27 protein-coding genes are annotated in these 26,147 nt (G+C 59.4%); 13 read left to right on the forward strand and 14 right to left on the reverse strand.

All coding sequences use genetic code 11. The features are described from left to right. Positions 1–188: 188 nt before the first annotated feature. Positions 189–1,412, forward strand: a complete 1,224-nt coding sequence (locus tag ACL2XF_RS01525) for an MFS transporter (protein ID WP_413727865.1) — start codon at positions 189–191, stop codon at positions 1,410–1,412. Positions 1,413–1,439: 27 nt separating this feature from the next. On the opposite strand, the gene xseA is transcribed toward ACL2XF_RS01525, so the two are convergent. After that, the gene (gene xseA / locus ACL2XF_RS01530; RefSeq protein ID WP_413721168.1) at positions 1,440–2,885 is read right to left on the reverse strand and encodes an exodeoxyribonuclease VII large subunit; all 1,446 of its coding nucleotides are present in this window, start codon (positions 2,883–2,885) and stop codon (positions 1,440–1,442) included. A 161-nt stretch (positions 2,886–3,046) separates the two neighbouring features. Here xseA and guaB point away from each other — a divergent pair, with 161 nt between their 5' ends. From guaB to ACL2XF_RS01545, 3 genes are all read left to right on the forward strand, one after another. Continuing rightward, entirely contained in the window at positions 3,047–4,510 is a 1,464-nt protein-coding gene (guaB, locus tag ACL2XF_RS01535) for an IMP dehydrogenase (protein ID WP_410014021.1), read from the forward strand. Between the two features lie 150 nt (positions 4,511–4,660). Next, entirely contained in the window at positions 4,661–6,238 is a 1,578-nt protein-coding gene (gene guaA / locus ACL2XF_RS01540; protein WP_413727866.1) for a glutamine-hydrolyzing GMP synthase, read from the forward strand. Positions 6,239–6,514: 276 nt separating this feature from the next. Further along, entirely contained in the window at positions 6,515–7,339 is an 825-nt protein-coding gene (locus ACL2XF_RS01545) for an isocitrate lyase/PEP mutase family protein (protein ID WP_413727867.1), read from the forward strand. A gap of 447 nt (positions 7,340–7,786) precedes the next feature. Here ACL2XF_RS01545 and ACL2XF_RS01550 read toward each other — a convergent pair whose 3' ends face one another. Beyond that, positions 7,787–8,530, reverse strand: a complete 744-nt coding sequence (locus tag ACL2XF_RS01550; RefSeq protein WP_413727868.1) for an SDR family NAD(P)-dependent oxidoreductase — start codon at positions 8,528–8,530, stop codon at positions 7,787–7,789. Positions 8,531–8,622: 92 nt separating this feature from the next. Here ACL2XF_RS01550 and ACL2XF_RS01555 point away from each other — a divergent pair, with 92 nt between their 5' ends. Together ACL2XF_RS01555 and ACL2XF_RS01560 are read left to right on the forward strand one after the other, a co-directional pair. Continuing rightward, positions 8,623–9,177 (forward strand): TetR/AcrR family transcriptional regulator, encoded by a 555-nt coding sequence (locus ACL2XF_RS01555; protein ID WP_410014025.1) that lies wholly within the window; start codon positions 8,623–8,625, stop codon positions 9,175–9,177. A 351-nt stretch (positions 9,178–9,528) separates the two neighbouring features. Then, positions 9,529–9,663, forward strand: coding sequence for a hypothetical protein (locus ACL2XF_RS01560; protein ID WP_410014026.1), 135 nt, complete (start codon positions 9,529–9,531; stop codon positions 9,661–9,663). Between the two features lie 481 nt (positions 9,664–10,144). On the opposite strand, the gene ACL2XF_RS01565 is transcribed toward ACL2XF_RS01560, so the two are convergent. From ACL2XF_RS01565 to ACL2XF_RS01585, 5 genes are all read right to left on the reverse strand, one after another. Then, a complete protein-coding gene (locus ACL2XF_RS01565) occupies positions 10,145–10,390 on the reverse strand; it encodes a hypothetical protein (protein ID WP_413727869.1) in 246 nt (81 codons plus the stop codon). Between the two features lie 211 nt (positions 10,391–10,601). After that, positions 10,602–10,802: a hypothetical protein gene (locus ACL2XF_RS01570; protein ID WP_410014028.1), complete on the reverse strand. Its 201-nt coding sequence runs from the start codon at positions 10,800–10,802 to the stop codon at positions 10,602–10,604. Between the two features lie 81 nt (positions 10,803–10,883). After that, positions 10,884–11,114, reverse strand: a complete 231-nt coding sequence (locus ACL2XF_RS01575; protein ID WP_413727870.1) for an ABC-type transport auxiliary lipoprotein family protein — start codon at positions 11,112–11,114, stop codon at positions 10,884–10,886. Positions 11,115–11,258: 144 nt separating this feature from the next. After that, entirely contained in the window at positions 11,259–12,128 is an 870-nt protein-coding gene (locus tag ACL2XF_RS01580) for an SDR family oxidoreductase (protein WP_413727871.1), read from the reverse strand. A gap of 55 nt (positions 12,129–12,183) precedes the next feature. Continuing rightward, positions 12,184–13,116 (reverse strand): NADP-dependent oxidoreductase, encoded by a 933-nt coding sequence (locus tag ACL2XF_RS01585; RefSeq protein ID WP_413727872.1) that lies wholly within the window; start codon positions 13,114–13,116, stop codon positions 12,184–12,186. A gap of 107 nt (positions 13,117–13,223) precedes the next feature. Between ACL2XF_RS01585 and ACL2XF_RS01590 the strand changes: the two genes are divergently transcribed. Next, entirely contained in the window at positions 13,224–14,132 is a 909-nt protein-coding gene (locus tag ACL2XF_RS01590) for a LysR family transcriptional regulator (RefSeq protein ID WP_413727873.1), read from the forward strand. On the opposite strand, the gene ACL2XF_RS01595 is transcribed toward ACL2XF_RS01590, so the two are convergent. Beyond that, positions 14,129–14,740 carry a glutathione S-transferase family protein gene (locus tag ACL2XF_RS01595; protein ID WP_413727874.1) on the reverse strand — a complete coding sequence of 204 codons (612 nt, stop codon included), beginning with the start codon at positions 14,738–14,740 and terminating at the stop codon, positions 14,129–14,131. The genes ACL2XF_RS01590 and ACL2XF_RS01595 overlap by 4 nt on opposite strands. 488 nt (positions 14,741–15,228) lie before the next feature. Between ACL2XF_RS01595 and ACL2XF_RS01600 the strand changes: the two genes are divergently transcribed. Beyond that, positions 15,229–15,660: a helix-turn-helix domain-containing protein gene (locus ACL2XF_RS01600; RefSeq protein ID WP_413727875.1), complete on the forward strand. Its 432-nt coding sequence runs from the start codon at positions 15,229–15,231 to the stop codon at positions 15,658–15,660. A gap of 46 nt (positions 15,661–15,706) precedes the next feature. Here the strand turns inward: ACL2XF_RS01600 and ACL2XF_RS01605 are convergent, their stop codons facing one another. Further along, positions 15,707–16,645, reverse strand: coding sequence for an AraC family transcriptional regulator N-terminal domain-containing protein (locus ACL2XF_RS01605; RefSeq protein WP_410014040.1), 939 nt, complete (start codon positions 16,643–16,645; stop codon positions 15,707–15,709). Positions 16,646–16,801: 156 nt separating this feature from the next. Here ACL2XF_RS01605 and ACL2XF_RS01610 point away from each other — a divergent pair, with 156 nt between their 5' ends. Then, positions 16,802–17,299, forward strand: a complete 498-nt coding sequence (locus ACL2XF_RS01610; protein WP_413728751.1) for a MarR family winged helix-turn-helix transcriptional regulator — start codon at positions 16,802–16,804, stop codon at positions 17,297–17,299. 287 nt (positions 17,300–17,586) lie between these two features. Continuing rightward, positions 17,587–18,762: a class C beta-lactamase gene (gene ampC / locus ACL2XF_RS01615; RefSeq protein WP_413727876.1), complete on the forward strand. Its 1,176-nt coding sequence runs from the start codon at positions 17,587–17,589 to the stop codon at positions 18,760–18,762. Here the strand turns inward: ampC and ACL2XF_RS01620 are convergent. Beyond that, the gene (locus tag ACL2XF_RS01620; protein WP_410014042.1) at positions 18,759–19,673 is read right to left on the reverse strand and encodes a LysR family transcriptional regulator; all 915 of its coding nucleotides are present in this window, start codon (positions 19,671–19,673) and stop codon (positions 18,759–18,761) included. The two genes, ampC and ACL2XF_RS01620, sit on opposite strands and share 4 nt — an antisense overlap. A 154-nt stretch (positions 19,674–19,827) precedes the next feature. On the opposite strand from ACL2XF_RS01620, the gene ACL2XF_RS01625 reads away from it, so the two are divergent. Further along, on the forward strand, positions 19,828–20,847 hold the full coding sequence (locus ACL2XF_RS01625) for a zinc-dependent alcohol dehydrogenase family protein (protein WP_413727877.1): 1,020 nt from the start codon (positions 19,828–19,830) through the stop codon (positions 20,845–20,847). 111 nt (positions 20,848–20,958) lie between these two features. Here ACL2XF_RS01625 and ACL2XF_RS01630 read toward each other — a convergent pair whose 3' ends face one another. After that, positions 20,959–21,354: a hypothetical protein gene (locus tag ACL2XF_RS01630; protein ID WP_413721156.1), complete on the reverse strand. Its 396-nt coding sequence runs from the start codon at positions 21,352–21,354 to the stop codon at positions 20,959–20,961. A gap of 115 nt (positions 21,355–21,469) precedes the next feature. Between ACL2XF_RS01630 and ACL2XF_RS01635 the strand changes: the two genes are divergently transcribed. Continuing rightward, positions 21,470–22,078: a TetR/AcrR family transcriptional regulator gene (locus tag ACL2XF_RS01635; RefSeq protein ID WP_413727878.1), complete on the forward strand. Its 609-nt coding sequence runs from the start codon at positions 21,470–21,472 to the stop codon at positions 22,076–22,078. A gap of 26 nt (positions 22,079–22,104) precedes the next feature. Here ACL2XF_RS01635 and ACL2XF_RS01640 read toward each other — a convergent pair whose 3' ends face one another. The 3 genes from ACL2XF_RS01640 to ACL2XF_RS01650 all read right to left on the reverse strand — a co-directional run bounded on the left by ACL2XF_RS01640 (position 22,105) and on the right by ACL2XF_RS01650 (position 24,723). After that, entirely contained in the window at positions 22,105–22,998 is an 894-nt protein-coding gene (locus tag ACL2XF_RS01640) for an SDR family oxidoreductase (RefSeq protein ID WP_413727879.1), read from the reverse strand. Between the two features lie 122 nt (positions 22,999–23,120). Further along, positions 23,121–24,074 (reverse strand): quinone oxidoreductase family protein, encoded by a 954-nt coding sequence (locus tag ACL2XF_RS01645; protein ID WP_413727880.1) that lies wholly within the window; start codon positions 24,072–24,074, stop codon positions 23,121–23,123. 202 nt (positions 24,075–24,276) lie between these two features. Further along, positions 24,277–24,723 carry an N-acetyltransferase family protein gene (locus ACL2XF_RS01650; protein WP_410014048.1) on the reverse strand — a complete coding sequence of 149 codons (447 nt, stop codon included), beginning with the start codon at positions 24,721–24,723 and terminating at the stop codon, positions 24,277–24,279. A gap of 424 nt (positions 24,724–25,147) precedes the next feature. Between ACL2XF_RS01650 and ACL2XF_RS01655 the strand changes: the two genes are divergently transcribed. Further along, a complete protein-coding gene (locus tag ACL2XF_RS01655) occupies positions 25,148–25,879 on the forward strand; it encodes a helix-turn-helix transcriptional regulator (RefSeq protein WP_410014049.1) in 732 nt (243 codons plus the stop codon). Positions 25,880–26,147 lie beyond the last annotated feature (268 nt).

Raw genomic sequence — 26,147 nt, forward strand, 5'->3', positions numbered from 1 at the left:
TTAGGCAGCCGGATCCTCTTTATTACGGGAATAATTAGCAGCTCGTCATTTCACTCTTTTTTTCCGTAGCGCAGAAGTTGTTTTCATGGCGGCTGGATTGATATTATTTTTGCTACTCGGGAGCACTACGGCGACGCGCGGTTAATTATTTCCGCCAATCCATGGCCATCACAGATCTCAGGAAGGATATGACAAGCACCCCGACGGATTCGGCTGACGGCAGCCGCTACTGGCAACAAAATTTGTTTGTCTGCGTCTTTGGTTCGTTCACCACCATTATCGCCATGACCCTGCTGCTGCCGTTCCTGCCCCTGTATGTAGAACAGCTGGGCGCAACGACCCACGCCGCCATCAGCCTCTGGTCGGGCCTGGCCTATGGCGCCACCTTTTTCAGCGCGGCGCTGACCGCGCCGCTGTGGGGACGCCTGGGCGATCGCTATGGCCGCAAGCTGATGCTGATCCGCGCCAGCCTCGGCATGGCGGTCGCCATGACGCTGCTGGGCATGGCGCACAGCGTCTGGCAACTGGTGGCGCTGCGCCTGCTGGCCGGCCTGCTGGGGGGCTATGCGTCGGGGTCCATGATCCTGGTGGCGACCCAAACCCCCAAAGCGCGCACCGGCTGGGCGCTGGGCGTCCTGTCTTCCGGCATCATGGCCGGTAATTTCATCGGTCCGCTGATTGGCGGCAGCCTGCCGCCGCTTATCGGCATCCGCGCCACGTTTATGGTGGCCGGCGCGACGATTTTTATCTCCTTCCTGGCGACGACGTTTTTGTTGCGCGAGGAACCGGGCGCCGCCATCAGGCGCAAAAAAGAGAGCGTGCCGGAGGACGCCGCCGGGTTTACCCGGCCGGTGCTGGCGATGCTGGTTACCGGCACGCTGCTGATGGTGGCCAATATGTCCATCGAGCCGATTATCACCCTGTACGTGGCGCAACTGGTGGCGTCCACGCAGGTCACGTTTGTCGCCGGACTGGTGATGGCCAGCGCGGCGCTGGGCAGCATTGTCTCCGCGTCCTGGCTCGGCAGGCTGGCCGATCGCAACGGGCCGTGGACGGTGATAATCGGCTGCCTGCTGGTCGCGGGGTTATTGCTGATCCCGCAGGCGATGGTCACCCGCGGCTGGCAACTGGTGGTATTGCGCTTTTTTATGGGCGTGGCGCTGGGCGGGCTGCTGCCCTGTATCGCCAGCGTCATCCGCCATAACGTGCCGGACAAGATTGCCGGCAGGATGCTGGGTTATTCCACCTCGGCGCAATATGTCGGCCAGGTGGCGGGACCGCTGCTGGGCGGGTTTATCGGCGGGCATTTTGGTATGCGGCCGGTGTTTTTCGGCACCTGCGCATTGCTGGTGATTGGCGCGGGCTATAACGCTTTTGCCCGCCTGGCCTCCGCGCGCGGTAATCAGAATTAATCAGGCGTCCGGCGCCGGCCCCGGGCGTTATCCGGCGTCTTTGGCGCGCCGCGCGGATTTCGCCGCGGCGGGCGTGACGCTCAGCACCTGGCTTTCCACCCGCCCGTCTTCCAGACGTGTTGACAGGATATCCCCCGCCTTCACCTGCCGGGCCCGTTTGACCAGCGCCCCCCTGGTATCGGTGGTAACGCTGAACCCGCGCGCCAGCGTTTTCAGCGGACTGACCGCTTCCAACTGGGAGCACAGCATGCCGAAGGTCCGCTGCTCCCCGCTTAACTGCCGGGTGATGCCCTGCGCCAGCCGGTAGCGCAGCGCCTGTATGTGCCCCTGCTGGTTCAAGCGGCCGCCGATCGCCTGCCGCAGCCGGTAGCCTAAAGACTGTAAGCGCTGCTGCGCGTGATTAATGCGCGGCAGCGGCGCCCGCTGGCCCAGGCGCTGGAGCAAACGCTCCTGGCGTAAGCGCGCCTGGCGCAACTGCCCCTGCAGGCTGTCGTCCAGCCGGCGGCGCAGTTTTATCAGCGCCGTTTGCTGGCGCGCCAGGCGCAGGTGCGGATGCTGTTGCTGCAGGCGGTGCTGCATCCGGGTCAGGACCTGCTGGCGCTGTGCCATAAAATAGTCCATCGCCATTTCCAGGCGCTGCTGCTGGGACTGTAATTGCCGAGCCAGCTCCAGCTGATTGCGGCTGACCAGCTCCGCCGCCGCCGAAGGGGTAGGGGCGCGCAGGTCGGCGACAAAATCGGCGATGGTGACATCGGTTTCATGGCCGACCGCGCTCACCACCGGCAGGCGGCTGGCAAAAATCGCCCGCGCCACCCGCTCATCGTTAAAGCCCCAGAGATCTTCAAGCGAACCGCCGCCGCGGCCCACGATCAGCACGTCGCACTCGCCGCGCCGGTTGGCGGCCTCGATGGCGCGCACGATCTGCGCCGGCGCGTCCTGGCCCTGCACCTGGGTGGGATAAATCACCACCGGCAACGAGGGATCCCGGCGCCGCAGAATATTGAGGATATCATGCAGCGCCGCGCCGCTGGCGGAGGTGATCACGCCGACCCGGCGGGCCGGGCTGGGCAAAGGCTGCTTATGGATGCTGTCAAAAAGACCTTCGGCGGACAGGCGCTGCTTAAGCTGCTCGAATTGCTGTTGCAGCAGGCCGTCGCCGGCGGGCTGCATGCTTTCGGTTACCAACTGGTATTCGCCGCGCGGTTCGTACAGCGTCAGCGCCGCCCGCACCAGCACCTGCTGGCCGTTGCGCGGCAGGAAGGTTACCCGCCGGTTGCTGTTGCGAAACATCGCGCAACGCACCTGGGCGCGATCGTCCTTCAGCGTAAAATACCAGTGGCCGGAGGCGGGCTGCGAGAAGTTGGAGATTTCGCCGGTCAGCCAGACCTGGCCCATTTCGCCTTCCAGCAGTTCGCGCACCGTCTGGTTAAGACGGGAGACGGTAAAAATCAAGGCGGTGGGCGGTGAAGACATGTGAGCCAGATCAACTTCTATAAATAAGGGTTAATCGATTGATATTACTTATCGCTCAGCGCAGATCAAGCATTTTTTTTAAAAAGTGCTGGAGGCAACCGGTTACGTTCTGTATAATGCCACGGCAATATTTTATACATTCATCCTGGTGAGATATTGCTATGTTACGTATCGCAAAAGAAGCTCTAACGTTCGACGATCTCCTCCTGTTACCTGCACATTCCACGGTGTTACCCAACACGGCCGAACTCGGCACGCAACTGACTAAAAAAATACGCCTGAATATTCCGCTGCTCTCCGCCGCCATGGATACCGTGACTGAAGCGCCCCTGGCTATCGCCCTGGCCCAGGAAGGCGGCATTGGTTTTATCCATAAAAATATGTCCATCGAACGCCAGGCCGAAGAAGTCAGCCGGGTGAAAAAACACGAAAGCGGCGTGGTCACCGATCCCAAGACCGTCACCCCCGCCACCACCTTATCCCAGGTAAAGGAACTGACCGCCCGTAACGGTTTTGCCGGCTACCCGGTCGTCACCGACGACAACGAGTTGGTGGGCATTATCACCGGCCGCGACGTGCGTTTTGTTACCGACCTGTCCCAGCCGGTTACCGCGGTCATGACGCCGAAAGAGCGCCTGGTCACGGTAAAAGAAGGCGAGGCACGCGAAGTCGTGCTGCAGAAAATGCATGAAAAGCGCGTGGAAAAGGCGCTGGTGGTGGATGCGCATTTCCATCTGCTCGGCATGATTACGGTCAAGGATTTCCAGAAAGCGGAGCGCAAGCCCAACGCCTGCAAGGACGAGCACGGCCGCCTGCGGGTAGGCGCGGCGGTAGGCGCCGGCGCCGGTAACGAAGAGCGTATCGACGCGCTGGTCGCCGCCGGCGTCGACGTACTGCTGATCGATTCCTCCCACGGCCATTCCGAGGGCGTATTGGAACGTATCCGCGCCACCCGCGCCAAATATCCCGACCTGCAGATTATCGGCGGCAATATCGCCACCGGCGCCGGCGCCATCGCGCTGGTCGAGGCCGGCGTCAGCGCGGTTAAAGTGGGCATCGGTCCCGGCTCCATCTGCACCACCCGTATCGTCACCGGCGTGGGCGTGCCGCAAATCACAGCCATTTCCGATGCGGTGGAAGCGCTGGAAGGCACCGGCATCCCGGTTATCGCCGACGGCGGTATCCGCTTCTCAGGCGATATCGCCAAGGCCATCGCCGCCGGCGCCTCCTGCGTCATGGTCGGGTCGCTCCTGGCCGGCACCGAGGAATCCCCCGGTGAAATCGAGCTCTACCAGGGCCGTTCGTTTAAATCCTACCGCGGTATGGGGTCGCTCGGCGCCATGTCCAAGGGCTCCTCCGATCGCTATTTCCAGACCGACAACGCCGCCGACAAGCTGGTGCCGGAAGGTATCGAAGGCCGGGTGGCGTATAAAGGCCGCCTGAAGGAAATCGTCCACCAGCAAATGGGCGGGCTGCGCTCCTGTATGGGCCTGACCGGCTGTGCTACTATCGACGAGCTGCGCACCAAGGCTGAATTTGTGCGTATCAGCGGCGCGGGTATTCAGGAAAGCCACGTCCATGACGTCGCCATCACCAAAGAATCCCCGAATTACCGCATGGGCTAAGCGCTGCGCACGGCGCGGCGTTGACCCGCGTCGGCGGCCCGCAGTCAATTACGCTTCGGATGGCCGAGTAACGGCCCTCCCAGCTGTTATTCTTCCCGGCCGCGGCCGGGACGTATTTTATTTGCTATCCGCTCCTGGAATATGCCTTCTATGACAGACAATATTCATCAACACCGCATCCTGATCCTGGACTTCGGCTCGCAATATACGCAGCTGATCGCCCGCCGCGTCCGTGAGCTCGGCGTCTATTGCGAACTCTGGGCCTGGGACGTGACGGAGGCGCAGATCCGCGCCTTCGCCCCCAGCGGCATCATCCTTTCCGGCGGCCCGGAAAGCACCACCGAACTGAACAGCCCCATCGCCCCGGACTATGTGTACCGGGCCGGCGTGCCGGTCTTGGGCGTTTGCTACGGCATGCAGACCATGGCCATGCAGCTGGGCGGCCGGGTGGAAGGCTCCAGCCAGCGCGAGTTCGGCTACGCCCAGGTCGAGGTGGTGGCCGACAGCCAGCTGGTGCGCGATATCCAGGATTCCTTAAGCGTCAACACCCGGCCGCTGCTCGATGTGTGGATGAGCCACGGCGATAAGGTCACCGGCATTCCGGCGGGTTTTGTTACCGTCGCCAGCACCGAAAGTTGCCGGTTCGCCATTATGGCCGACGAAGAACGGCATTTTTACGGCGTGCAATTCCACCCGGAAGTGACCCATACCCGCCAGGGACAGCGCATTCTGCAACGCTTTGTCCTTGATATCTGCCAGTGCGAGGCCCTGTGGACGCCGGATAAGATCATCGAGGACGCGGTCAGCCGGCTGCGCGCGCAGATAGGCGAGGATCACGTGATCCTCGGTCTGTCGGGCGGGGTGGACTCCTCGGTCACCGCCATGCTGCTGCACCGCGCCATCGGCAAGCGTTTAACCTGCGTGTTTGTCGATAACGGCCTGCTGCGCCTGCACGAAGCCGACCAGGTGCTGGAAATGTTCGGCCAGAAATACGGCCTGAATATCGTCCATGTCGCCGCCGAAGAGCGTTTTCTCAGTGCGCTGGCCGGCGTGGACGAGCCGGAGGCCAAACGCAAAATCATCGGCCGGGTATTTGTCGAGGTTTTCGATCAGGAAGCCAGCAAACAATCCCTGGTCAAATGGCTGGCGCAGGGCACCATCTACCCGGATGTGATCGAATCCGCCGCCTCCGCCACCGGCAAGGCCCATGTCATCAAGTCCCATCACAACGTCGGCGGCCTGCCGAAAGAGATGAAACTGGGCCTGGTGGAGCCGCTGAAAGAACTGTTCAAGGATGAAGTGCGCAAAATCGGCCTGGAGCTGGGCCTGCCCTACGATATGCTTTATCGTCATCCCTTCCCGGGACCGGGTCTTGGCGTGCGCGTGCTGGGCGAAGTGAAGAAAGAATATTGCGACCTGCTGCGCCGCGCCGACGCGATTTTTATCGAGGAACTGCACCGGGCCGAGCTCTACCATAAGGTCAGCCAGGCATTTACCGTATTCCTGCCGGTACGCTCGGTGGGCGTCATGGGCGACGGCCGCAAATACGACTGGGTGGTCTCGCTGCGCGCGGTGGAAACCGTCGACTTTATGACCGCTCACTGGGCGCATTTGCCCTATGAGTTCCTGGGCCGGGTGTCTAACAGAATCATCAATGAAGTCGATGGGATTTCAAGGGTGGTTTACGATATATCGGGGAAACCGCCGGCGACGATTGAGTGGGAATAAGTTTTTAGCATCCACTGAGTTCCGCTAACGTCTCAAATCGCCAGTGAAATCATAGGATTTATTGGCGATTTTTTTTTGTGGGCCATGGGGATCCATCTGGCTTTATATGGAATAGAACTCCAGCATAAGGTCGGTTGCCTCGAATGAGTTTTTTGATATAGGGTGATGAAACTCTCCACGGCGAAAACAGCTGTGTATTTAGTTTGATAATCAACGGATGGCCCCGAATGATTCCCAGCCATTTAAAACAAATTAATACCACTCAAGGGGACATTTATGGGAGATAAAAGCAAGGCTTTTCGGCTCCTTCATGAAATGCCGGATACTTTTATTATTCCTAATCCCTGGGACATTGGGACGGCCAGAATACTTGAAAGTATGGGATTCAAGGCACTTGCTACGACCAGCGCCGGTCTTGCATTCTCCTTAGGTGTACCTGAAGGGCGGGTTTCGTGGAAGCAGACTATTGATCATTGTCAGGCCATTGTTGAATCAACGTCTCTGCCAGTGTCAGCGGATCTTGAAAAAGGAATTGGTGATGATCCAGACAGTGCCGCGGAAACCATAAAAATTGCGGTCAATATTGGTCTGGCAGGTTGCTCCCTCGAAGATCATACCGGTCTGCCCGATGCCCCGGTCTATGATTTAAGCCTCGCAGTCGATCGTATTGAAGCCGCAGTAAAAGCACGGGAAGCGCTGGATCATGATTTTGTGATCACGGCTCGCGCCGAGAATTTTATGTGGGGACGTCCTGATTTGGATGATACGATCCTGAGATTACAAGCTTTTGAAAAGGCGGGAGCTGATGTACTTTATGCTCCCGGCCTTCACGATCTTTCAATGATCAAGACCGTTTGTGAATCAGTGACAAGGCCAGTTAACGTTGTTATGGGATTGCCGGGTGAGACGTTCAGTGTTGTGCAACTGGCCGAAGCGGGAGTGAAACGTATCAGCGTTGGTGCATCAATGGCCAGACTGGCATACGGTTCTTTTGTTCAGGCAGCCCGCGAGATATGCGCTGAAGGTACTTTCGGTTATTCAAAGAAGGCTATTGGTTTCTCCGAACTGGAGGCATTTTTTAGAAAGTCTGAAGGTGCTTAGCCTTCTAAGCTCAGGTTTGCATTTCTGCCTGCCGTGTGCAATTCGTCGCGCTGATCCCTCAAGTCCTGGTCATCGCTCAATACCCTGGCGTAACCGATCCGCAGCCGGCCGCTTTCCTGGTCGAGCGTACAGGGGCTGTGTTTGTCTCTCATGGCGCCCCCATTGTGTTGCAAATATTGCCGCATATTATAGGGAATTTGCGACTGACTTTTGCAACGTCTGAGCGCCAGGAAAAACCGACGGCGAGGTGTTGTCGCAAAACGTTGGACTTAGGCGACAAATGACAAAGATAAAAAGGGAATATTTCTTTTCACCCCCTCAGACTGGCGAAAATGCGCGGTAGACCCAGTGGCCTTATTGTCGCCCCGAAGAGCGAATTAACCTGTCGTCGCCAGTCGGCTAGACGGCCTTAGCACAGGTCACAAGACTGAAGGGTCGCACCGCATATCAGACGGCCACGAAGCCACCATCAACGAACAGTTCCTCACCACCGACAAAGCTGCTTTCGTCCGACGCCAGAAATAGCACGGCTTTGGCGATTTCTTCAGTCGTGGCGAGCCTGCCGAACGGGATGGTTTGCTGCATCCATTCTTCAGCGCCGGCGTTGTTTTGCAGATAGGTCTGCATTGCCGGGGTCAGTACCATGCCCGGCGAAACGACATTCACCCGAATGCCCTGATTTTTCAGGTCGGTCGTCCAGGTGCGGGCGAGCGAGCGGATCGCCGCCTTCGTCGCGCTGTAGACAGATAGATTTGCAAAGCCCTTGCTGCCTGCTCCTGATCCAGTCAGCACAACCGCGCCGCCAGCAGACATCAGCGGCAGGGCTTTTTGCACCGTGAAGACCGTGCCCTTCACATTGATGCCGAACACGCGATCGAAATGGTCTTCCTCAATGCCACCGATGGGTGCGGATTCCGATACACCAGCATTGGCGAAGACCACATCCACGCGACCTTTTTCTCGCTGGATCTGTGCGTACAGACGATCAAGGTCGGCAAGATTGCTGACATCGCCTTGCACCCCAATGGCACCGTGCCCGATTTCCTTCAGAACCTCATTTAGGCGCTCTTGGCGGCGGCCAGTGATGTACACATGAGCGCCCTGTTCCGCGAAGGACGCCGCCGTGGTCAAACCGATGCCGTCCGTGCCGCCCGTAACCACCACAACCTTATTTCCAAATCGTTTCGTCATGTCGTGAGCTCGCTTTCGTATCAAGTGGAGGATTGCTCCATTTATTATATGGAGGTATCCTCCACTTAACAAGTAGCAGCGAGACTATTCCTTTGACCGATGAACCCACATTGAGAGCCGATGCGCAGCGAAACAGAGAGCGTATTCTTGCCGCCGCCGAGGAAGTGTTTCTTGAAAAAGGCGCGAGCGCCTCATTAGAGGACGTTGCGAAACGAGCGGGCGTAGGAATCGGCACGCTATATCGGCGCTTTCCAACACGCGAAGATCTATTGGCGGCGGCCTACAGCGCTCGTTTCCTGGCATTAGCAGAAACCAGCCGTGCCAGAAACGCAGAGCTTGCCCCACTGGGCGGCTTGCGGGCCTATCTCGAAGAGCTGGTTCAATACACTACGGTCTATCGCGGCCTCGCGGCCTTGCTCGGAACGGTTCTCCAGGTTGGAACGCCGGGATGCCTGGCAACCAGTGGGGAAGGGGTCCGTCTTTTGGACCTGGCGCAGAGAGGCGGAGCTATTCGGCCTGATGTCACTTTCGACGACTTGGTGTGCATCGCAACGGCAATCTCACTCGCTGTCGAGAAAGACAGCTCTCCGCAAGCACGGATCGCGCATCTGGTGAGCCTGTTTTTGAATGGAGTAGGCGTGCGTTGAAGCCACATTTGGGTCGCCGATTTTAGGATTTTTGCGACACGGCAAGACACATTTTTCTGGCGCCGCTGATAAGCCCTGACATATTGGGCCGGAAGCAAGATCGCTTTATGGCCGAGCTTTTGTATCTCTCTTGCCCAGTGATGCGATGCTCCACAAGCTTCCATAGCAACAGTCATAGGCGGTTGCTGAGCGTAAACGGCTACGCGGAAGTTTTATCTTGCCAGCCGGTTTTCCGTAAGCATGGGTACTGAAAAGATAAAAGGTCGTTTTAGCCAGATCGATGCCGGTAATTTTCATTTCAAACAGGGTATCCCTCTTACTTTTTCTTCTGATGATTAAAGTTTAACCATCATGGCGGAAATGGATGCTGTCGTGAAGAAGGGGGAAGATCATCTCATCGCTTACGCTTACGAGCAAACAGGCAGCGGTGGATTAAAAATAGCGCATCGTTCTATTGACAGGCAAATAAAGATCATGCAAAACTAAACAGTACGGTACGGTTTAGTAGGGTTTCCGCTCAACGCCTTGCAGTAAAAGCCGTGACCTAAGGCCGTACCTTAAATAATCCCAGTTGTTAACCCATTTGGAGTCTTTATGAACCGACTGATTTTACCTTTATGCATGCTGTCGATATTCGTCCTAACCGGCTGTGTGTCGTTATTTTAATCTATGGACGGGCGCGAGTTTATTGAGCATCGCGATCTCGGGGGGTGAATATGAAAAGAATCATTTGGCTAAGCTGTACGCCATTAGTGTTGATGTTATCCGGCTGTATTTCCTTGGGCACGCATCTGTAACCAACGCCTGCCGGCAACGCACGCCGGCGGCGTGGCGGAACACTTTGATTGGCGGGTTAGCCGCGGGAGGAAAACCGCAATGCGGCTACTATAATAATAGCCGCATGTCACTGGCACAGCACTCACCAAAGGATAGGCTGGAGGGGGAGACTAACGCGACGATTGCTTTATCAGATTAATGATCCGATTACCGAGGAAAATAACATGTTTTTGGTGAATTCACCCAGGGATTCCGCGTCTTCCCTGCGTCGCGCGGCCAATTTTTTTATCGCCTCAATTTGTGTTGATGCTTCAACTTCCTGGTCCAGTTTATAAAACCCGTCGGCGGTGATTTTTGCTATCTCGGCGTCGTGCAGCTGCTTACTTTCGTAAACGTTTAATGCCGTGTCGTTGGTATAAAAAACGTACATTGCCATGAGGTTAGCCTCGTCATCTTGTCGCAATGGTCAATCGATTGGGCAGGGTCCTCGCGGGACTGGCTTCCCTTCACCGATCGCCCCGATTCCCAAGCTCTGGTCGTGCAGGCATTACCCCGGTCAGCGCGCCCGCATCGCTGCGCTGACCACGATAATCCGGTAAGGGTCAGTGTATATAGACGTGATGTTAGCAATGGTAGCCGGATAAGTTTTATCTATAACGCGGGCTATTGTCGCGATCGCGATCACGCCCCTGGATATGCTCACGATCCCGGTCGCTTAACCGGCCTTGGTGGTGGTTGTAGCGATCGTCATAGCGCCGGTCCGGGTGCCGGTCGTGTCCGCCCACCATCAGGCAGCCGTTGAGTAAAAAAGCCAGCGCGATGTAAACTGGCAATAGTATTTTTTTCATAGTGTGGTTTCCTGCCTCTATGCAGTTTAATCATCAGATAACCCCAGGGCGCCACGTTGCGCGGCGGCCCGCAGGCGTGGGTTATGGCGCGGCGCAAACGTCGCGATTGTCACGAACCCAGTTCCTGGCCTGGGTGGCAATCTGCGCCGCCAGCCGCGTTATCACCTGGCGTTGCGACGCTAGCATAGTCGCATCTTCGCCCAGTGCAAGCTCAGTGAATTGGCTGTGGCAGGTAAGCCCGATGCGCCGATCGCCGCTGAGCCGGCTCAGGCGCCAATCGGCGGCAAATTCAACAAACTGTCCGGGCCACACGTCGAACTGGCGCTTGGAGGTGAATGGTAAGTATCGGCAGGGAGTCGGTGCGGTTGGCCAGCCCGGACATATCCCGGGTGGCCAGGCGTGCGGCGCAAGCTGGCTAAGTGTTTCCCGGCCAAGCGCCAGGCGGATTGCGCGCTGTCAAACTGCGGCGGCGATCTCGGATGCAAAGGCGCGATAAGAGCGCAGCGGGCGTCCCAACAGCGTGGTGAGGCGTTCGACGTCGCCGGCATCCGGGAGCATGCCTTCGGTGAGGAAACGCTCTCCCATCAGGCGCATGTCGTAGGCCATCCAGCCCGGCATGAATTGCCGCAGGCTGTGCTCAAACCCCGCGGTGTCGTTGCCGGGGAAGGCGATCGGACGCCCGAGGACGTCGGTCCAGATGGCGGCGACGTCAGGGCCGGTCAGCGTCTCGGGGCCGACCAGGTTGATCCGCTCAAGCGGGAGCGCCGCGGCGGACTTCTCGCGGCGCAAGAGTTCGATGGCCGCGATCTCGCCGACGTCGCGCGCGTCGATCATGGCGAGCCCCTTGCTGCCGATCGGCATCGGGTAGATACCGTGGCTAGTCACCACGTCCTTGATGGTGACGTCGTTGTTGATGAAGTAGGCGGGGCGCAGGATGGTCGCGGTCAGGCCAAGCTGCTCGATCATCCGCTCGACGGCGAACTTGCCCGCAAAGTGCGGCACGTTCGGGTAGCGGTCGCTGTGGATCACCGAAAGGTAGACGATCCGCTCGATGCCTGCGTCGCGGGCGAGATTGAGCGCGATCAGCGCCTGCGTGAATTCGTCGGCAACGACGGCGTTGAGCAGGAACAGCGTCGAGACGCCTGATAACGCGGCGCGCAGCGCGTCGACGTCGAGCAGGTCGCCCTGGACGATGCCGACGCCGGCCGGGACGTTGGCTTTCGCGGGATCGCGCACGAGCGCGCGGACATCGGCGCCGCGCTTCACGAGCTGTTCGACGACTTGGCGGCCGACAGTGCCGGTAGCGCCGGTAACGAGAATGGTCATGATGATGTCTCCATGGTTTAGGTTGGTTGGTTTATTTCAATGTGGCGCAGTGGATTCACAGGGAGAAATCCACCACGGTCTTGCCCACCTGTGGCTGCGTCCGATTACGCTCGATAGCCGCGGGCAGTTCGCCGAAGGACACGACGGCGCCAATCCTGGACTGCAAGCGTCCACGCGCCACATCTTCGGCGATCGCTTGCAGCCGTGCGGCATCCGGCGTGTTCATGAACCAAAGGCCGCGGCGCCCTGCCGGGGTGCTCGCCAGTATGGCCGGCGATGCGGTACTGACGATGACGCCATCTTCGGCGAGGACGGACCACGAGCGGTTCAGCACCTCGCCTCCGATGTAGTCGAGCACCAGGTCGATATCGCTTGCCGTGGCTTCGAACTGCTCTTTATCGTAGGCAATAACCTGGTTCGCGCCCAGGCCGCGGACATAGTCGGCGTGGCTGCCCAAGGCGGTGGCGTACACCACGGCGCCGGCTTGATGTGCGTATTGCACCGCGAAGCCGCCCAGACCCCCGGCCGCGCCCTGGATCAGGATGCGCTGCCCGGAACCGATGGGGCCGGCGAAGTTCAGGCTTTGCCACGCCGCCACCGACGCGACGGGAAGCGACGCCGCTTCGACGAAGCTCAGCGAGTCCGGCACCGGGCTGAGATTGGCTTCGTTCACCGCCACCAGGTCGGCGTAGGCGCCCAGCCCGCCGAGCGGTCCCATGACGCGATCGCCTTTGCGCAACCGGGTGACGCCCGGGCCTGCCGCTTCGACGACGCCGGCGAGTTCGATGCCCAGGACGGTCGGCAGTTGCAGCGGGAAAGCGTCCCGGACATAGCCTTCCCGGACCTTCCAGTCCAGGCCATTGACGCCGGCGGCCTGGACGCGGACCAGCACCTGGCCTGCGCCTGCCGTCGGCGCCACCACTGACGAAATCCCGACGGCGGCGGGGCCGCCGTACTCGTTGAGCACCAGTGCACGAATGTGGTTCATAAGAAACTCCTTTAGGGTGTGGGTTGCGTATGACCCAACAATAAAGGGTTTCATATTCAAAACAAAGACTCTAAAATATAGACAACTTGTATTGAAAATGAGACATCATGAATTTAAACGCCCTAGAGGATTTTCAGCTGGTGGCGGCTCACGGCGGCTTCGGCAAAGCCAGCCGCGCCAGCGGCCGGTCTAAGGCAACCCTGTCGCGCCGTGTCGCCGATCTCGAAGAAGCGCTGGGCATTAGGCTTATCGAGCGGGGTACGCAGCGCCTGGAGTTGACCGAAGCCGGCCACCTGTTGCTGAGCAGAACGGAGGGGCCGATGCGCGAGGTTGTTGAAGCGGTGGCGGCGGCACGGGACGGCCTCGGGACGCCGCGGGGCCGTCTGCGCCTCGCGGCACCGCTCCTGTTTTCGCAGTTGGCGCTGGGGCGGCTTGCCGCTGAGTTCCTGGTGCTCTATCCCGACGTCCAGATCGACGCCGTGGCGGAGGATCGTCTCGTCAATCTCGTGGAAGAACATGTCGATGTCGCCATCCGCATCAATCCGGGCAAGGACAGCACATTGGTCGGCAGGTGCTTTGCCAGGGACAGGCTGGTCCTTGCCGCCGCGCCATCCGTTCAGATGCCGACGGGGCGACGCGACAAGCCTTTCCAGGTTCCGGCGGTCGTCATGCCTTCCTATCGCGACGGCGATATTTGGTCGGTCCGCAACGGTCAGTTCACCGTCGAACCACAACCTGTTCTGCGTTTGTCTTCGCTCCTGATGGTGCGGGACGCCATTGCCGCCGGCGCCGGGGCGGCGATGCTGCCGCAGTCCATTATCGGGAGCCTGCTGGAAAAGGGCGAACTGGTGATGTGGGGGATTGCCGGCGACGAAGTCGAGCTATGGGTTCTACACACGTCGCGCCGTTTGCAGAGCGCCAAAGTCCGGGCCTTCGTGGAGTTCATGTGCAACCAGTATCCCCATGGATCCTTTACCCTGCCCATGGGGGATAATGGTTTGCGCCAACCGCTCTAATAGTCTGCGCTCGGGCGTAACCGAAAGCGCCTGTACCAGGCATCCAACCGCGGATGATCTTCGCCGAAGGGAAGGCTGAACCTCTCGCGCGCCGTTTGAAAAATCGGGAAGACGGTGAAGTCGGCAATCGTCGGTTCATCGCCGGCGAGGAACGCGTTCCCGCCAATGTCTTTCTCCAGGATATCGAGAAGTTCCGATAAGTAGCGGGAGATGCGATCGGCCGTCTCCTGCGACGGGGCCGGCTCCTTTGCCGGGAAGGCGTTGGTCTGGTTCCAGAGCCACAACTGGCCCCGGGCGACCAGATCGCTGCCCAGCCTTTCAAGCGAGCGCACGCGTGCCCGTGAGAGAGGGTCGGAACCTATCATCGGCCTGTCCGGAAAGCGTTCCTCCAGGTATTCGACGATCGCCGCCGAATCAGTGATCGCAAGGCCGGTATCGGTTACCAGGGTCGGGGCCCTGCCCGACGGATTGATGCCCAGGTAGCGAACGGAGCGATGCTCGCCGTTCGCGTAATCGAGTTCGTAGCGTGGGATGTCGATCCCTTTCTCCGCGAGATAGATGATGACTCGCCGCGGGTTTGTGCCCATGCGAAATTGATACAGCAACATTGTTCCAACCTCTTGTTTGTAGCTTGATGTCAACGCCGACAGAATTGCGATCCTTTACGGCAACGTAACACGGCCTCCCAACGTATCGCGCGTTGTTGCCCGGGATTATCCGCGGTAACGGGATCATGTTTAACGTGCCGCTTAGCCGGTAGCATTGTCCGCTGATTGGCACAACGGGGGCGGCAATGGATCCAGCATGACAGGGCCAGCCGCATCTCGTCGTCGCCAAAGGTGCCAAAGGGCCGGTTACGCTTCGGCGGCCTGCCGCCTGATTCATTGCGACGCGCCACTTGAGGCCAGGCAGCATAAGCGTTGCCTCAGCTCATCCACCAGAGGCGGTCGCGGCGCAAATCAAAGGGGAAATGGCCGCAAGTATTTCAGTGCCATCCGTTCGCCGCTTCGAGTTCTGGTGCGCGACAGTAAGTGGGTGGTAAGCCGGTAAGCCATAACATACCTTGCCGCCTTACCGTGCCTGTAAAGGGAACCGGGTGGAAAAGAACGATCTTAACCTGGGAGTCATTATGTACCATGAGAATATTTTGGATGATTTGTTGATATGGATTGAAAGCAATCTTGAGGCGCCGCTGAATGTGGGGATACTCTCCGCCAAGTCCGGCTACAGCAAATGGTATTTACAGCGATTGTTCAAAAAGCTCACCGGGTATTCCCTTGCCACCTACACCCGCAAAAGAAGGTTGACCCGTGCGGCCGAGGAGTTGCGCCAGTCGGCAATCACCATCAAGGACATCGCCCATAAATACCAATTCGACGATCATTCGGCCCTGACCCGGGCGTTTAAAAAAAATTTCCATATCACGCCTTCGGCGTACCGGCGTTTACCCGTGCGCACGGATTATGGTTTACAGCCGGTCCTCACATTAAAAAACAGCCCGCGCCTAGGCCCCGGTTATCGCCTTTAAATTACCTATTGGCCCGCCAGTAACGGGAGGGCGGGCCCTGCGCGGTTCATCTCGCCCTGGCCGTCCGTAATGACGTGACGTCGCGAATGGGCGGCGCGCCGAACATGCGCCGGTACTCGCGGTTGAACTGCGTGACGCTTTCGTAGCCGACCCGGATCGCCGCGGTGCCGGCATCGATATTTTCTCCCAGGAGAATGCGCCGGGCTTCATGCAGCCGCAGATGCTTTTGATATTGCAAGGGACTCATCGCGGTCATGGCCCGGAAGTGATGGTGCAGCGTGGAGACGCCCATGGCGGCCAGTTCCGCCAGGTTCTCGACGCGCAGTGGTTGCGTATAGTTTTCCCGCAGCCAGGCGATCGCCTTGGCGGTTCGTTGACTTTGCGTACCGAGTAAGACGGTTTCCCGAAAACGCGTCCCCGCCGAACTGGTGAGGATGCGATAGATGATCTCCCGCTGGATAAGCGCACCCAGATGGGGAAGATCCCGAGGCTTGTCGAGCAGATCGACCAGACGCGTCACGGCATTGAAAAGCTCAGGGGTGGCGGGACCGGTTGCCATGGCCGTTCCCGCCACAGGCGCGTTCGATGCGTGCGTATCCACGTCGGCGATGATTTGCCGCGCCGCCTGAAGATCCAGCCTCATCAGCAACGAGACATAGGGGACCGCGGGGCTGGCCTCCAGCACCTCGGTCACGGTAGGAAGATTGACCGCGGTCAGCAGGAAGCGGGACTCGTCATAGAGGTAGGTGGTATTGCCGAGCTGAACGCGCTTCCTGCCGCGAATAATCATGGAAAGGCTCGGCTCATAGAGATAGGACGTCGGCGGTCTCGGCTCCCTGACCTGTGCAAAGCTCAGGCCGGGCAGAGTCGTGGCGCGTTCCTCGCCGTCCCCGACAAAGGCCGTGATCCGGCGTGCAAGCCCGGCACGGATGTGTTCGGTTTCATTGCGCAGGCGGCGATCTGCTTCGTCAGGTTCAAAAATCATGGCGGCCTTTCTGATGCGATGGTGTAGGACGTCAGTATACTCAATCGTGGTGGTTGATTGATTGATTAATTTCCGGCAAGGGAATGGCTCAGCCGCTGAATTCGCTATCGCGATCCGATCCTGTCTGTGTAATATGCACAGAATAGGCATCGGGCTATATCAACGGGAAAAAGAGTGCGGGATAAACAAATTTCTGAACAGCTCCGGGCGTTGCACGGGGCGCTGCTGGGGATCGTGAGCGTGATGAACCGTCCGCAGAACGATGAAGCCATGGTACGGGAGGCCGGCATTGCGCTCGATCGGGCCTTGTTTCCACTGCTCGTATTGATAGAGCGTCTCGGACCCATCGGCGTGGTGGGCCTTGCCGATCGCGTCGGGCGCGACCACACCACGGTCAGCCGCCAGGTTGCCAAGCTTGAGAGCCTGGGTTTGGTGACGCGTCGGCCCGGGATGATCGATCGCCGCCTGCGGGAAGCGGAGGTAACGCCGAAGGGAAAATTAATGACCGATGCCGTGGATGCCGCGCGGGAGCGGAGGGGACGGGCGATTTTTTCGCATTGGGATCCGGCGGAATTTGACGAACTGGTGCGGCTGGCGTGCCGGTTTGCGCACGATCTTGAACGCTCTGCGTCCGACAATCAGGCCGATGCATAGCGCGCGCGGGTTATCTTCTAAGGCATCGGCATTACCGGGCAATAAAGGGTAGGCATCGTATTTTGCCGCTGAGCGGCGGTACCCGGCGGGGGTATTTTTGACATTAAGCAGCGGATTCGCGGCGGGCAAATACGACCTAATCATGGCCGGTTTATCAGATATTGAATCAGTGGAGATGATCATGTTATCCGTTGGCGAAGACAACATCGCATGCACCCACGCTGTTTTAACCGTCATACAGGTTAATGACTGCACCAGTGCCTATCATCCATCGTAATGAGCGTTTTATGTATAAAACAAAGCCATTTCCCTTTATCGCCCTGTCCCTGCTTGCCATCACCCTAAGCGTCCGGGCTGCCGACGCAGCGCCGGATGCCTATCGCGCCGACGTCGATCGCGCCATCCTGCCGATGATGAAAAAGCACCAGATTCCCGGCATGGCCGTGGCCCTTACGGTGGACGGCAGGCACTATTTCTATAACTACGGGCTGGCGCAACGGGCACCGGCAAAAAAAGTGACGTCCGATACCCTGTTTGAGCTCGGGTCGGTGAGTAAAACGTTTAACGTGGCGCTGGCCGCCTATGCCGCACAGCACAATAAATTGGCCTTATCCGACAAGGTCGGGCAATACCTGCCCGTCTTGCGGGATACCCCTTTCGGCAACCTGACGCTTATCAATTTGGCCACCCATACCAGCGGCGGGCTGCCGCTGCAGGTTCCCGATGCCGTAACCAGCGAGGCGCGGCTGATGGACTACCTGCGCGCCTGGCGTTCCGCGCAGGGCGCCGGGCAGGGGCGCTCTTATTCCAATATCAGTATCGGCGTCCTGGGACTTATCTCCGCCCGGGCAATGGGAGGAACCTATGCTAATCTGCTGCGGGACGTCATCCTGCCGGGGCTGGACATGCGCCATACCTGGATTACCGTGCCGGAACAGGAGATGAAAAACTATGCCTGGGGGTATGATAAGCAGAATAAGCCGGTACGCGTCACTCCCGGCCTGCTGGGCGAAGAGGCCTATGGCGTAAAATCCACCGCCGCCGATATGATCCGCTTTGTCGACGCCAATATGCTGGGCAATGGCGAGGGATCGCCTGTGCAGCAAGCCGTGACCGCAACCCATCGCGGCTATTTCTCAACCACGAAATACACCCAGGATATGATTTGGGAGCAATACCCCTGGCCGGTGGCGCTGCAGACGGTTATCGACGGGAATGCGGATGATATGACGTATGCTATCCAGCCGGTAACAATCCATACCCCTCCCACGCCGCCCAATCAGGCCGTTTTCCTGAATAAAACCGGCGCCACCAACGGCTTTGGCGCCTATGTGGCCTTTATCCCCGAGAAAAAAATGGGCATCGTGATGCTGGCCAACCGCAACTATCCGAATGCTGAGCGCGCCCAGGCGGCATGGCGGATCTTTAACGACATAGCCGGGCAGGACGCCCTGGCGCGCTAAACCCGCGCGCCAAGCGAGGGGATCGGCAGCTTGATAAAGTCGACGAACGCCCTGAGCGCCGCCGGCATATGGGGCTTGTTGGGATAATAGAGATAAAAGCCCGGAAAGGGTTTGCACCATTCTTCCAATACATGGATCAGCTCCCCGCGGTCAATATAGGGCGCAACAAAGCTTTCGGGCAGGAACGCGAGGCCGGCGCCTTGCAGCGCCGCCGCAAGGAGCAGATCCGTGTCGTTGGCGGTAATGGCGCTGTCGACGTCGACGGCCAGGGAGCCGTCCGGACCCTGGAAGCTCCAGCGGTACAGCGCGCCGGTCTCGTGCCAGCGGTAGGTGACGCACCGGTGATCGCGCAGCTCCCGTGGCGCCAGGGGCGCCGTTCGGCCAGCGAAATAGGCGGGTGACCCGACGACCGCCATCTTCAGGTCCGGCGTCAGCCTGACCGCCACCATATCCTGCTGCACCAGCTCCCCCGAACGGATCCCCGCGTCAAACCCCCTGGCCACGACATCGGTAAGGCTGTCATCAATCACCAGGTCAAGCCATACGTCAGGATAAAGCGCCTGGAACGCCGCCAGGACAGGCGTCACCACCAGGCGGGCGGCAATACGCGGCAGGTTCACGCGCACCACGCCGCGCGGCTGCAGCTGGCAGGCGCCGACGTCCCTGACGGCCCCCTCCATATCGGCGACCGCGGGGCGCAGGCGATTGGCCAGGTCGCTGCCGGCTTGGGTTGGCGCCACGCTGCGGGTAGTGCGGTTAAGCAACCTGGCGCCCAGGCGCTCCTCAAGCGAGCGGATGGTGTGGCTGAGGGCGGAGGGCGACAGGCCCAGCCGCCGGGCGGCGCGACGGAAGCTTCTTTCTTCCGCGACGGCCATAAAAGCCAGCAGCTCGGCGAATTCCGCGCCTTTCATACAGTTGCCTCACATTCAACAGATTGTGCCGATTATAGCGCATTATCATGCACTATCCAGGATGCGATACTGTGCGGACCCTAACCTCAAGGGCCTCTGCCGGGCGGATGATCGCGCGGGACGCCCTTTCCGCCAAGATGCAACGGAGTACGTGATGACAAAAACCATGAGACGTTGGGAGATGGACGCCATAGGCCGGGACCGGCTGGCGCTGCGGGAGGTGCCGATTCCGGCGCCGGGGCGGGGCGAAGTCCTGGTGAAGGTGGCCGCCGTCTCGCTCAATTATCGCGACAAGATGGTAACCGAAAGCGGCCGGGGTTTACCCATCGCATTTCCCTTCACCCCCGGTTCCGATCTCGCGGGAACGGTGATCGCCGCGGGCGCGGATGCCGCCCGCTTCAGCACCGGCGAGCGCGTCATCTCGACCTTCACGCCCGGCTGGATCGACGGCGTCCGGCGCGGTGACGCCCGCACACCGTCCTATCGTACCCTGGGCGGTTTTTATCCCGGCGTGCTGGCGGACTATGTGGCGTTCCCGGAAGACTGGTTCGTGCGGGCGCCGCATACGCTGGATGATGCGCAAGCCAGTACATTGCCCTGCGCCGGGCTTACCGCCTGGTTCGCGCTTGTCGAGCGCGGCCGCCTGCGCGCCGGCGAGACGGTGCTGATCGAGGGAACGGGCGGCGTTGCGCTGTTCGGCCTGCAGATCGCCAAGGCGCATGGGGCCGAAGCCATTGTCTCCGCCAGTGCCGACAAGCTGGCGCGCGCCATGGCGCTGGGCGCGGATCATGGCATCGATCGCCGGCACGCAGATTGGGTGGACGCGGTACTGCGCATCACCGGCGACCGCGGCGCCGATCATATTCTCGAGCTGGTCGGCGGACCGCACCTCGGCAAGGCCGTCCAGACGGCGGCTGTCGGCGGGCGCATCTATCAGATTGGCGCGCTGGAGGGGTTCGAGGTGTCGGCTCAGGCCATGCCGCTGATGCTTAAGGATGTCAGCATCCAGGGTATAGGCACCGGCCATCGCCGCGCGCTGGAGGATCTGGTCCGGGCCGTCGACCGGACGGGCCTGAAACCGGTGATCGATACCCGCTATCCGCTGGCTGATCTTGCCGCGGCGCTCGATCATCTCGACCGCGGCGCTTTCGGCAAGATCGTTATGGAAATGTAGCGCCCGGCCAACGGCGCCAGCTTGCGGAAAGCCTTCGCCGCAATATCCCCAGGCGTTCTGGCGCGTCTTTGCGCGGGCGCTGCGCAATAGCGCCGACAAATTGTCTGCCGCCTAGCGTTGGCCTGGCTCCCAATCCGGGCTGTAGCCGCCCAGCTGCGGGTGATACATCTCGTCGCCGTCATGCTGGGTAAACTCGACGTTGAGCCGATCCGCGCGCAGTCCCAGTATTTCGACACAGTGCGCGCAAAGCGCCTTGGCCACCGCCATGCGCTGGTCGGCCGACCGGCCTTTGCGGATGTCCAGCATCAGCACCGAAACCGGCTCCGGCGCGCTATCGGCCGCCGTAATACGCCAGACGCCGCCTGCGCCCAATTCCCGGATGGCGATGCTGATACGCCGGATATCGACGGACATCATATCGGCATAGGTGGCGCAGAGTTTGGCGGCCAGGCGCTGCTTATCCGGCGTGGCATAATGGCCGTTTACATCAAGTTGCAGATAAGGCATGGGCTCTCTCCTTCACAGTGAAACACGCGGGCAGGGGCAAACAGTGTAGCGCCGGATAGCTGCCAGGGCTATAATAGATGATGCTGATAATGTATATGCCATAGTGGGAGTTGCCATGCCGCGGGTATCAAGAGCCGAAACCGAACGCAACCGCGTCGCCATTGTAGACGCCTCGTCACGTTTGTTCCGTGAACAGGGCCTGCGCGTCAGCGTCGCCGATCTGATGGGCGCGGTGGGCTTGACGCATGGCGGGTTCTACGGGCATTTTGCGTCGAAGGATGAACTGGCCGCCATTGCCTGCGCCAAGGCCTTCGGGGATTCGGTTGAGCGCTGGCATGCGCGCATGGACGGAACCGGGGACCCCGCCGCGGCGCACGCCGCGCTGATTGAGGGATATCTCGCGCCGCAGAACCTGACGGCGGTGGCAACGGGGTGCCCGCTGGCCGCCTTGGCCACCGATGTCGCCCGTGAGCCGCAAGACAAGCCCGTGCGCCTGGCGTTTCTCCAGGGGCTGGAAAAACTGATTGCCCTGCTTGCCGATGGGCGGGAAGAGGGCGATGCCGGCGCTGCGCGGGAAGCCGCACTGGCTGAGATGGCCACCCTGGTCGGGGCGCTGGTACTGGCCCGGGCCACAAAAGGGCAGGCGCTCGCGGATGAGATTATGGCGAGCGCCAGGCGCCATCTGCTCGCCGGCGAAGCCCAAAACATACCGGCTTCTTCCTGATCACCGGCCGAAAACCGCCGTGCCGGTCAGGAAAAATAGCGTGGGTGGTCGAGATCGGCAATCAGTCCAGGCTGCTCCGGCCGCCAGCCCAGCTGTTCGCGGGTCTGCCGGCTCAGGGCCGGGCTGTTAAGCGCGGCGAAGTGCGCGAACCAACCGAAGTGTGCGGCGGCTTCACCGGCGGTCTTGGCGACGACCGGCAGGCCCAGGCGGCGGCCGATAACCTCGGCGATCGCGCGAAACGGCACCCCTTCTTCTGCGACGGCATGATAGCGGGCGCCCGCAGCGCCTTGTTCAAGCACCAGCCGGAACAAACGCGCCGCGTCGAGCCGGTGCACGGCGGGCCAAAGATTAAGGCCCTCGTCCACATACGCTGAAACGCCCCGTTCGCGCGCGATGCCGATCAGCAGCGGCACAAAGCCATGATCGCCCTCACCATGGACCGAAGGCGGCAGGCGTACCAGCGAGACGCGCACGCCCTGCGCCGCCAGCGCGGCCACCGCGTTATCCGAGGCGACCCGGGGTATCGCATCGGGGCCGGCCGCCGGGACATCGTCCTCGGTGGCGCTACGGCCGAGCGACATCAACCCGGTGGCGGAGGTGACCACCAGGGGGCGGCCGCTGCCGGAGACCGCGGCGCCGAGCGCCTCGATGGCGCGCCGGTCTATCGCGCAATTTTCCTTCATTTTGGTGAATTCGTGGATAAAGGCGGTATGAATGACGCCGTCGGACAGGGACGCCCCGGCGCGCAGGCTGTCCAGATCTTCCAGGCTGCCGCGATGCGCCTGGGCGCCGGCGGCGATAAGCGACCCGGCGGAGGCCTCCGAACGGGCGAGACCGAGCACCTGATGGCCGGCGGCGATCAGTTCCCTGACAATGGCGGAGCCGATAAACCCCGTAGCGCCGGTAACAAAGACACGCATGATAGCTTCTCCAGAGAGGTATGGGCGAAGAGCTACTATCGGCTTTCCGGCCGTATGGGTAAAGTAGTGACGTTATACGGGTATATCGACTAACAGGTTCGGCAATGACCCTGAACGGGCTTTCAGGGCCGCAATACGATGCGCGCGCCGTCGTTATCAGCGGCCCAGGCCCGCGCGACCTCCGCCAGCGGCATGGATTGCGCCGCGATGGCAAAACCGGCCTCCGGGGCCGCCGCCAGCACGCCCTGGATGGCCGCCAGCATGCGCGGAAACGGCACGCTGCCGATGCCGCTGCCCATCAACTGCAACGCGGACGACCGCAGCGCCGCCCCCGGCAGGGTGATATCGGCCCCGCTTAACGAGCCGATTTGCACAAAACGAATCGGCACGCCCTCAGGACCGGCCTTGGCGGCGGCTATAGCCAGCGTTTGCGCGCTAACCCCCCATAAATAATCCAGCACGATATCGACGCCCTGGCGAAATTCGTGCGTAAAGGCCTGCTCCTGGGCGTTCAAATCCTGGACCAGCGGAATCGTCACGTCGGCGCCAAGACGGCGGAGATCGCCGAACGATGCGGTCCGGCGTCCCGTCGCAATGATTTTCCCGGCGCCGAGATGCCGGGCAATCTGGATTGCCAGGCGGCCGGACGTGCCGGCGGCGCCGTTAATCAGCACCGTTTCACCCCCGCGCAGCCGGGCGCGTTCCACCAGGGCCGCCCATGACGACATGCCCGGTATGGCCATGGCGGCGGCGGAAACCTCGTCCAGGTCGTCCGGCAGGGCGATGCAATGGCCCGCGTCCACCAGGCATTGCTCGGCCATGGCGCCGTAAGGCTGCTCCGGCAACAGAAAATAGACGCGCCGGCCGTCTTGCGTGATGCCGGTGCCATCGATGCCGGGAATAAACGGCAGCGCGCTGTCGGCGCTGTAATGCGCGCCCGACGCGCGATTCCTGGTGATGTGGCTCAGCGACGACGCGCTGACGCGGATCAGGCTTTTGCCCGGCGCGGGCGCTGGTTCACTGAAGTCTCCGTAGACGGGGGGCTGGCCCGCCGTTGTTACGATCGCTGCTTTCATTCCGTTTCACCCCTGGGCGCGAATCCGGCCATCCCCGATGGCAACCGGGTTCAAATGGATAATATGTGTATTATGCACATACATGGCCGCCAGGAAAAGCCGCACGGAAGAATAAATCGTCACGGCAACAGACGCCCGCGCATCGTCCTGTAACCCCAAGACGGGGGCAGCGGCCACGAAAACGCGGCGCGGGCGCGCCTGGCTACTGCTGCCGTATCCTGCGGTGCATCAGATAATATTTGCCGTGCTCGGAAACACCGGATGAGATAATCGTCCAGCCGTGACGCAGATAGAATTGCTGCGCGCCCACATTCTCCTGCAGGCATTTAAGCGCCATGGTGCCGCGGCAGAGCGGATAGCACGCCGTCAGCAGCGCGGTGGCTACCCCGCGGCGCTGCCAGGCAGGATCGACAAACAAATTATGCAAAAAGCTGTCCGGCAGCCAAAGCGAGGCAAAACCGGCAATATGGCCCTGTATTTCGGCGACGATGATCTTTTCATCGAACGTGGCGCCGTCAAAATCCTCCAGCCGCCACTGCCGGTTATCAAGCCAGGTCCAGCCGGCCTTGCGTGCCGACAGATAGAGAGTACGCAGAAAAGGACGATCCGCTTCCCGGTAATCCCTGACAACCACATCCTCTTTTTTCATCTGAAACCTTAGTTAACTTATTGATTTGTTACCTTCTCAGTATCAAGTTTAACTTATAGATGGAATAAATAATATTGTGCTTATTATTTCCAGGCGGTATAGGATGCGGTGCCGGCGCGGTGCGGTCCGCCGGCAGGCGATCGCGATTATTATCCGGTCGCATCTAGCTGAAGCTTAAACTAGATTAATATAAACGCGGGATGCCGCTGAGGATAAACCGTCTTAAACACCGGTATGAGGGTAGCGCAAGCCCTGGGCGGCAGTCATTAGCGCCGCAATGATTGATAAAACTGTTAGAGGTTGCATCCATAGCCTGCCTCTTATATTATCCAAAATCCCACCGGTATTACATGTTGAAACTGCTCTTTATTACCCCTTATGGATAATAAATGATGAGTGTTAGTTAATATGGCAGGCATATTTTATGGAAAAACCCTTAGAGAATAATCAAGATTTCTTTATCCAAACGATGAAAATAGAAATCAAACTTTATCTTCAGCAGATATTCAAGAACGCCAACGCGTTCTGTTTTGCCTACTTTATGATGAATAAAAGCGATAACTTCCCAGCCTATATAATATCCGACTACCCCAGCGGCTGGCTGAATCAATACCGCAGTTACGGTTATCAAAAAATCGACCCGGTGATGCTCATCGCCTGCCGGAAATTCACCCCTTTTTTTTGGCCTGATAATCCGTCGATAATACAAGAGCATAGCTTTTTCAGGCTGTCAAAATATTACCGGCTTGACAGCGGCTACACTTTTACGTTGCATGATTGCGATAACAACCTGGCTACATTAAGCATCAGCAACCGCCAGGGAAAGGAGGACTTTTATCATTTTATTGAGCAAAACAAAGAAAGACTGCAGATGCTGCTGATTAGCACTCATGATAAGGTATTGAACTTTATGCAAAATACGTTGCCCAACGCCACGTCCCATGGCGAGAGATCACACGTCCAGGCGCTGTCTCCCCGGGAAAAAGAAGTATTATTCTGGGCCAGTGTCGGAAAAACCTATGGCGAGGTCGCGACCATCCTGGCAATACGCGAGGGAACGGTAAAATTTCATATCAGAAATATTATTGATAAGCTAGGCGTTACGAATGCAAAACATGCCATCAGCCGGGCCACGGAACTTAAATTATTTGGTTAACTATCCATTTATCATTTCGCGCAACGTGATCACAACCCTGTCCATCTGTGGGAGTTTTATTATGCTGTCGGCTTAAAATGGACAGCGTTGCCAATATATTTGCAATCATTTATATAGTGTTTAAGATGCAGGCGTTGCCGCGAGAAATTTGATGCTATCATTGCCCGGTGATTCTTCTGGCTGTTGAAGGTAGGCATGATTAGATTCTGTCTTTTTAATTTATTAGCTTTGTTTTCATTAACGGCATATTCCTCTGAGCATCTCCATA

The organism is Sodalis sp. RH19 (assembly GCF_047324215.1).
Classification (GTDB): Bacteria; Pseudomonadota; Gammaproteobacteria; order Enterobacterales; family Enterobacteriaceae; genus Acerihabitans.

Bases quoted from the DNA above. Each gene is read 5' to 3' on its own strand.
- ACL2XF_RS01625 (WP_413727877.1), top strand. From the start codon at position 19,828: ATGACAAAAACCATGAGACGTTGGGAGATGGACGCCATAGGCCGGGAC.
- xseA (WP_413721168.1), bottom strand. From the start codon at position 2,885: ATGTCTTCACCGCCCACCGCCTTGATTTTTACCGTCTCCCGTCTTAAC.
- ACL2XF_RS01635 (WP_413727878.1), top strand. From the start codon at position 21,470: ATGCCGCGGGTATCAAGAGCCGAAACCGAACGCAACCGCGTCGCCATT.
- guaA (WP_413727866.1), top strand. From the start codon at position 4,661: ATGACAGACAATATTCATCAACACCGCATCCTGATCCTGGACTTCGGC.
- ACL2XF_RS01580 (WP_413727871.1), bottom strand. From the start codon at position 12,128: ATGACCATTCTCGTTACCGGCGCTACCGGCACTGTCGGCCGCCAAGTC.
- ACL2XF_RS01565 (WP_413727869.1), bottom strand. From the start codon at position 10,390: ATGGCAATGTACGTTTTTTATACCAACGACACGGCATTAAACGTTTAC.
- ACL2XF_RS01550 (WP_413727868.1), bottom strand. From the start codon at position 8,530: ATGACGAAACGATTTGGAAATAAGGTTGTGGTGGTTACGGGCGGCACG.
- ACL2XF_RS01645 (WP_413727880.1), bottom strand. From the start codon at position 24,074: ATGAAAGCAGCGATCGTAACAACGGCGGGCCAGCCCCCCGTCTACGGA.
- ACL2XF_RS01620 (WP_410014042.1), bottom strand. From the start codon at position 19,673: ATGAAAGGCGCGGAATTCGCCGAGCTGCTGGCTTTTATGGCCGTCGCG.
- ACL2XF_RS01570 (WP_410014028.1), bottom strand. From the start codon at position 10,802: ATGAAAAAAATACTATTGCCAGTTTACATCGCGCTGGCTTTTTTACTC.
- ACL2XF_RS01545 (WP_413727867.1), top strand. From the start codon at position 6,515: ATGGGAGATAAAAGCAAGGCTTTTCGGCTCCTTCATGAAATGCCGGAT.
- ACL2XF_RS01655 (WP_410014049.1), top strand. From the start codon at position 25,148: ATGGAAAAACCCTTAGAGAATAATCAAGATTTCTTTATCCAAACGATG.
- ampC (WP_413727876.1), top strand. From the start codon at position 17,587: ATGTATAAAACAAAGCCATTTCCCTTTATCGCCCTGTCCCTGCTTGCC.
- ACL2XF_RS01585 (WP_413727872.1), bottom strand. From the start codon at position 13,116: ATGAACCACATTCGTGCACTGGTGCTCAACGAGTACGGCGGCCCCGCC.
- ACL2XF_RS01605 (WP_410014040.1), bottom strand. From the start codon at position 16,645: ATGATTTTTGAACCTGACGAAGCAGATCGCCGCCTGCGCAATGAAACC.
- guaB (WP_410014021.1), top strand. From the start codon at position 3,047: ATGTTACGTATCGCAAAAGAAGCTCTAACGTTCGACGATCTCCTCCTG.
- ACL2XF_RS01595 (WP_413727874.1), bottom strand. From the start codon at position 14,740: ATGTTGCTGTATCAATTTCGCATGGGCACAAACCCGCGGCGAGTCATC.
- ACL2XF_RS01590 (WP_413727873.1), top strand. From the start codon at position 13,224: ATGAATTTAAACGCCCTAGAGGATTTTCAGCTGGTGGCGGCTCACGGC.
- ACL2XF_RS01630 (WP_413721156.1), bottom strand. From the start codon at position 21,354: ATGCCTTATCTGCAACTTGATGTAAACGGCCATTATGCCACGCCGGAT.
- ACL2XF_RS01525 (WP_413727865.1), top strand. From the start codon at position 189: ATGACAAGCACCCCGACGGATTCGGCTGACGGCAGCCGCTACTGGCAA.
- ACL2XF_RS01640 (WP_413727879.1), bottom strand. From the start codon at position 22,998: ATGCGTGTCTTTGTTACCGGCGCTACGGGGTTTATCGGCTCCGCCATT.
- ACL2XF_RS01560 (WP_410014026.1), top strand. From the start codon at position 9,529: ATGGCGGAAATGGATGCTGTCGTGAAGAAGGGGGAAGATCATCTCATC.
- ACL2XF_RS01650 (WP_410014048.1), bottom strand. From the start codon at position 24,723: ATGAAAAAAGAGGATGTGGTTGTCAGGGATTACCGGGAAGCGGATCGT.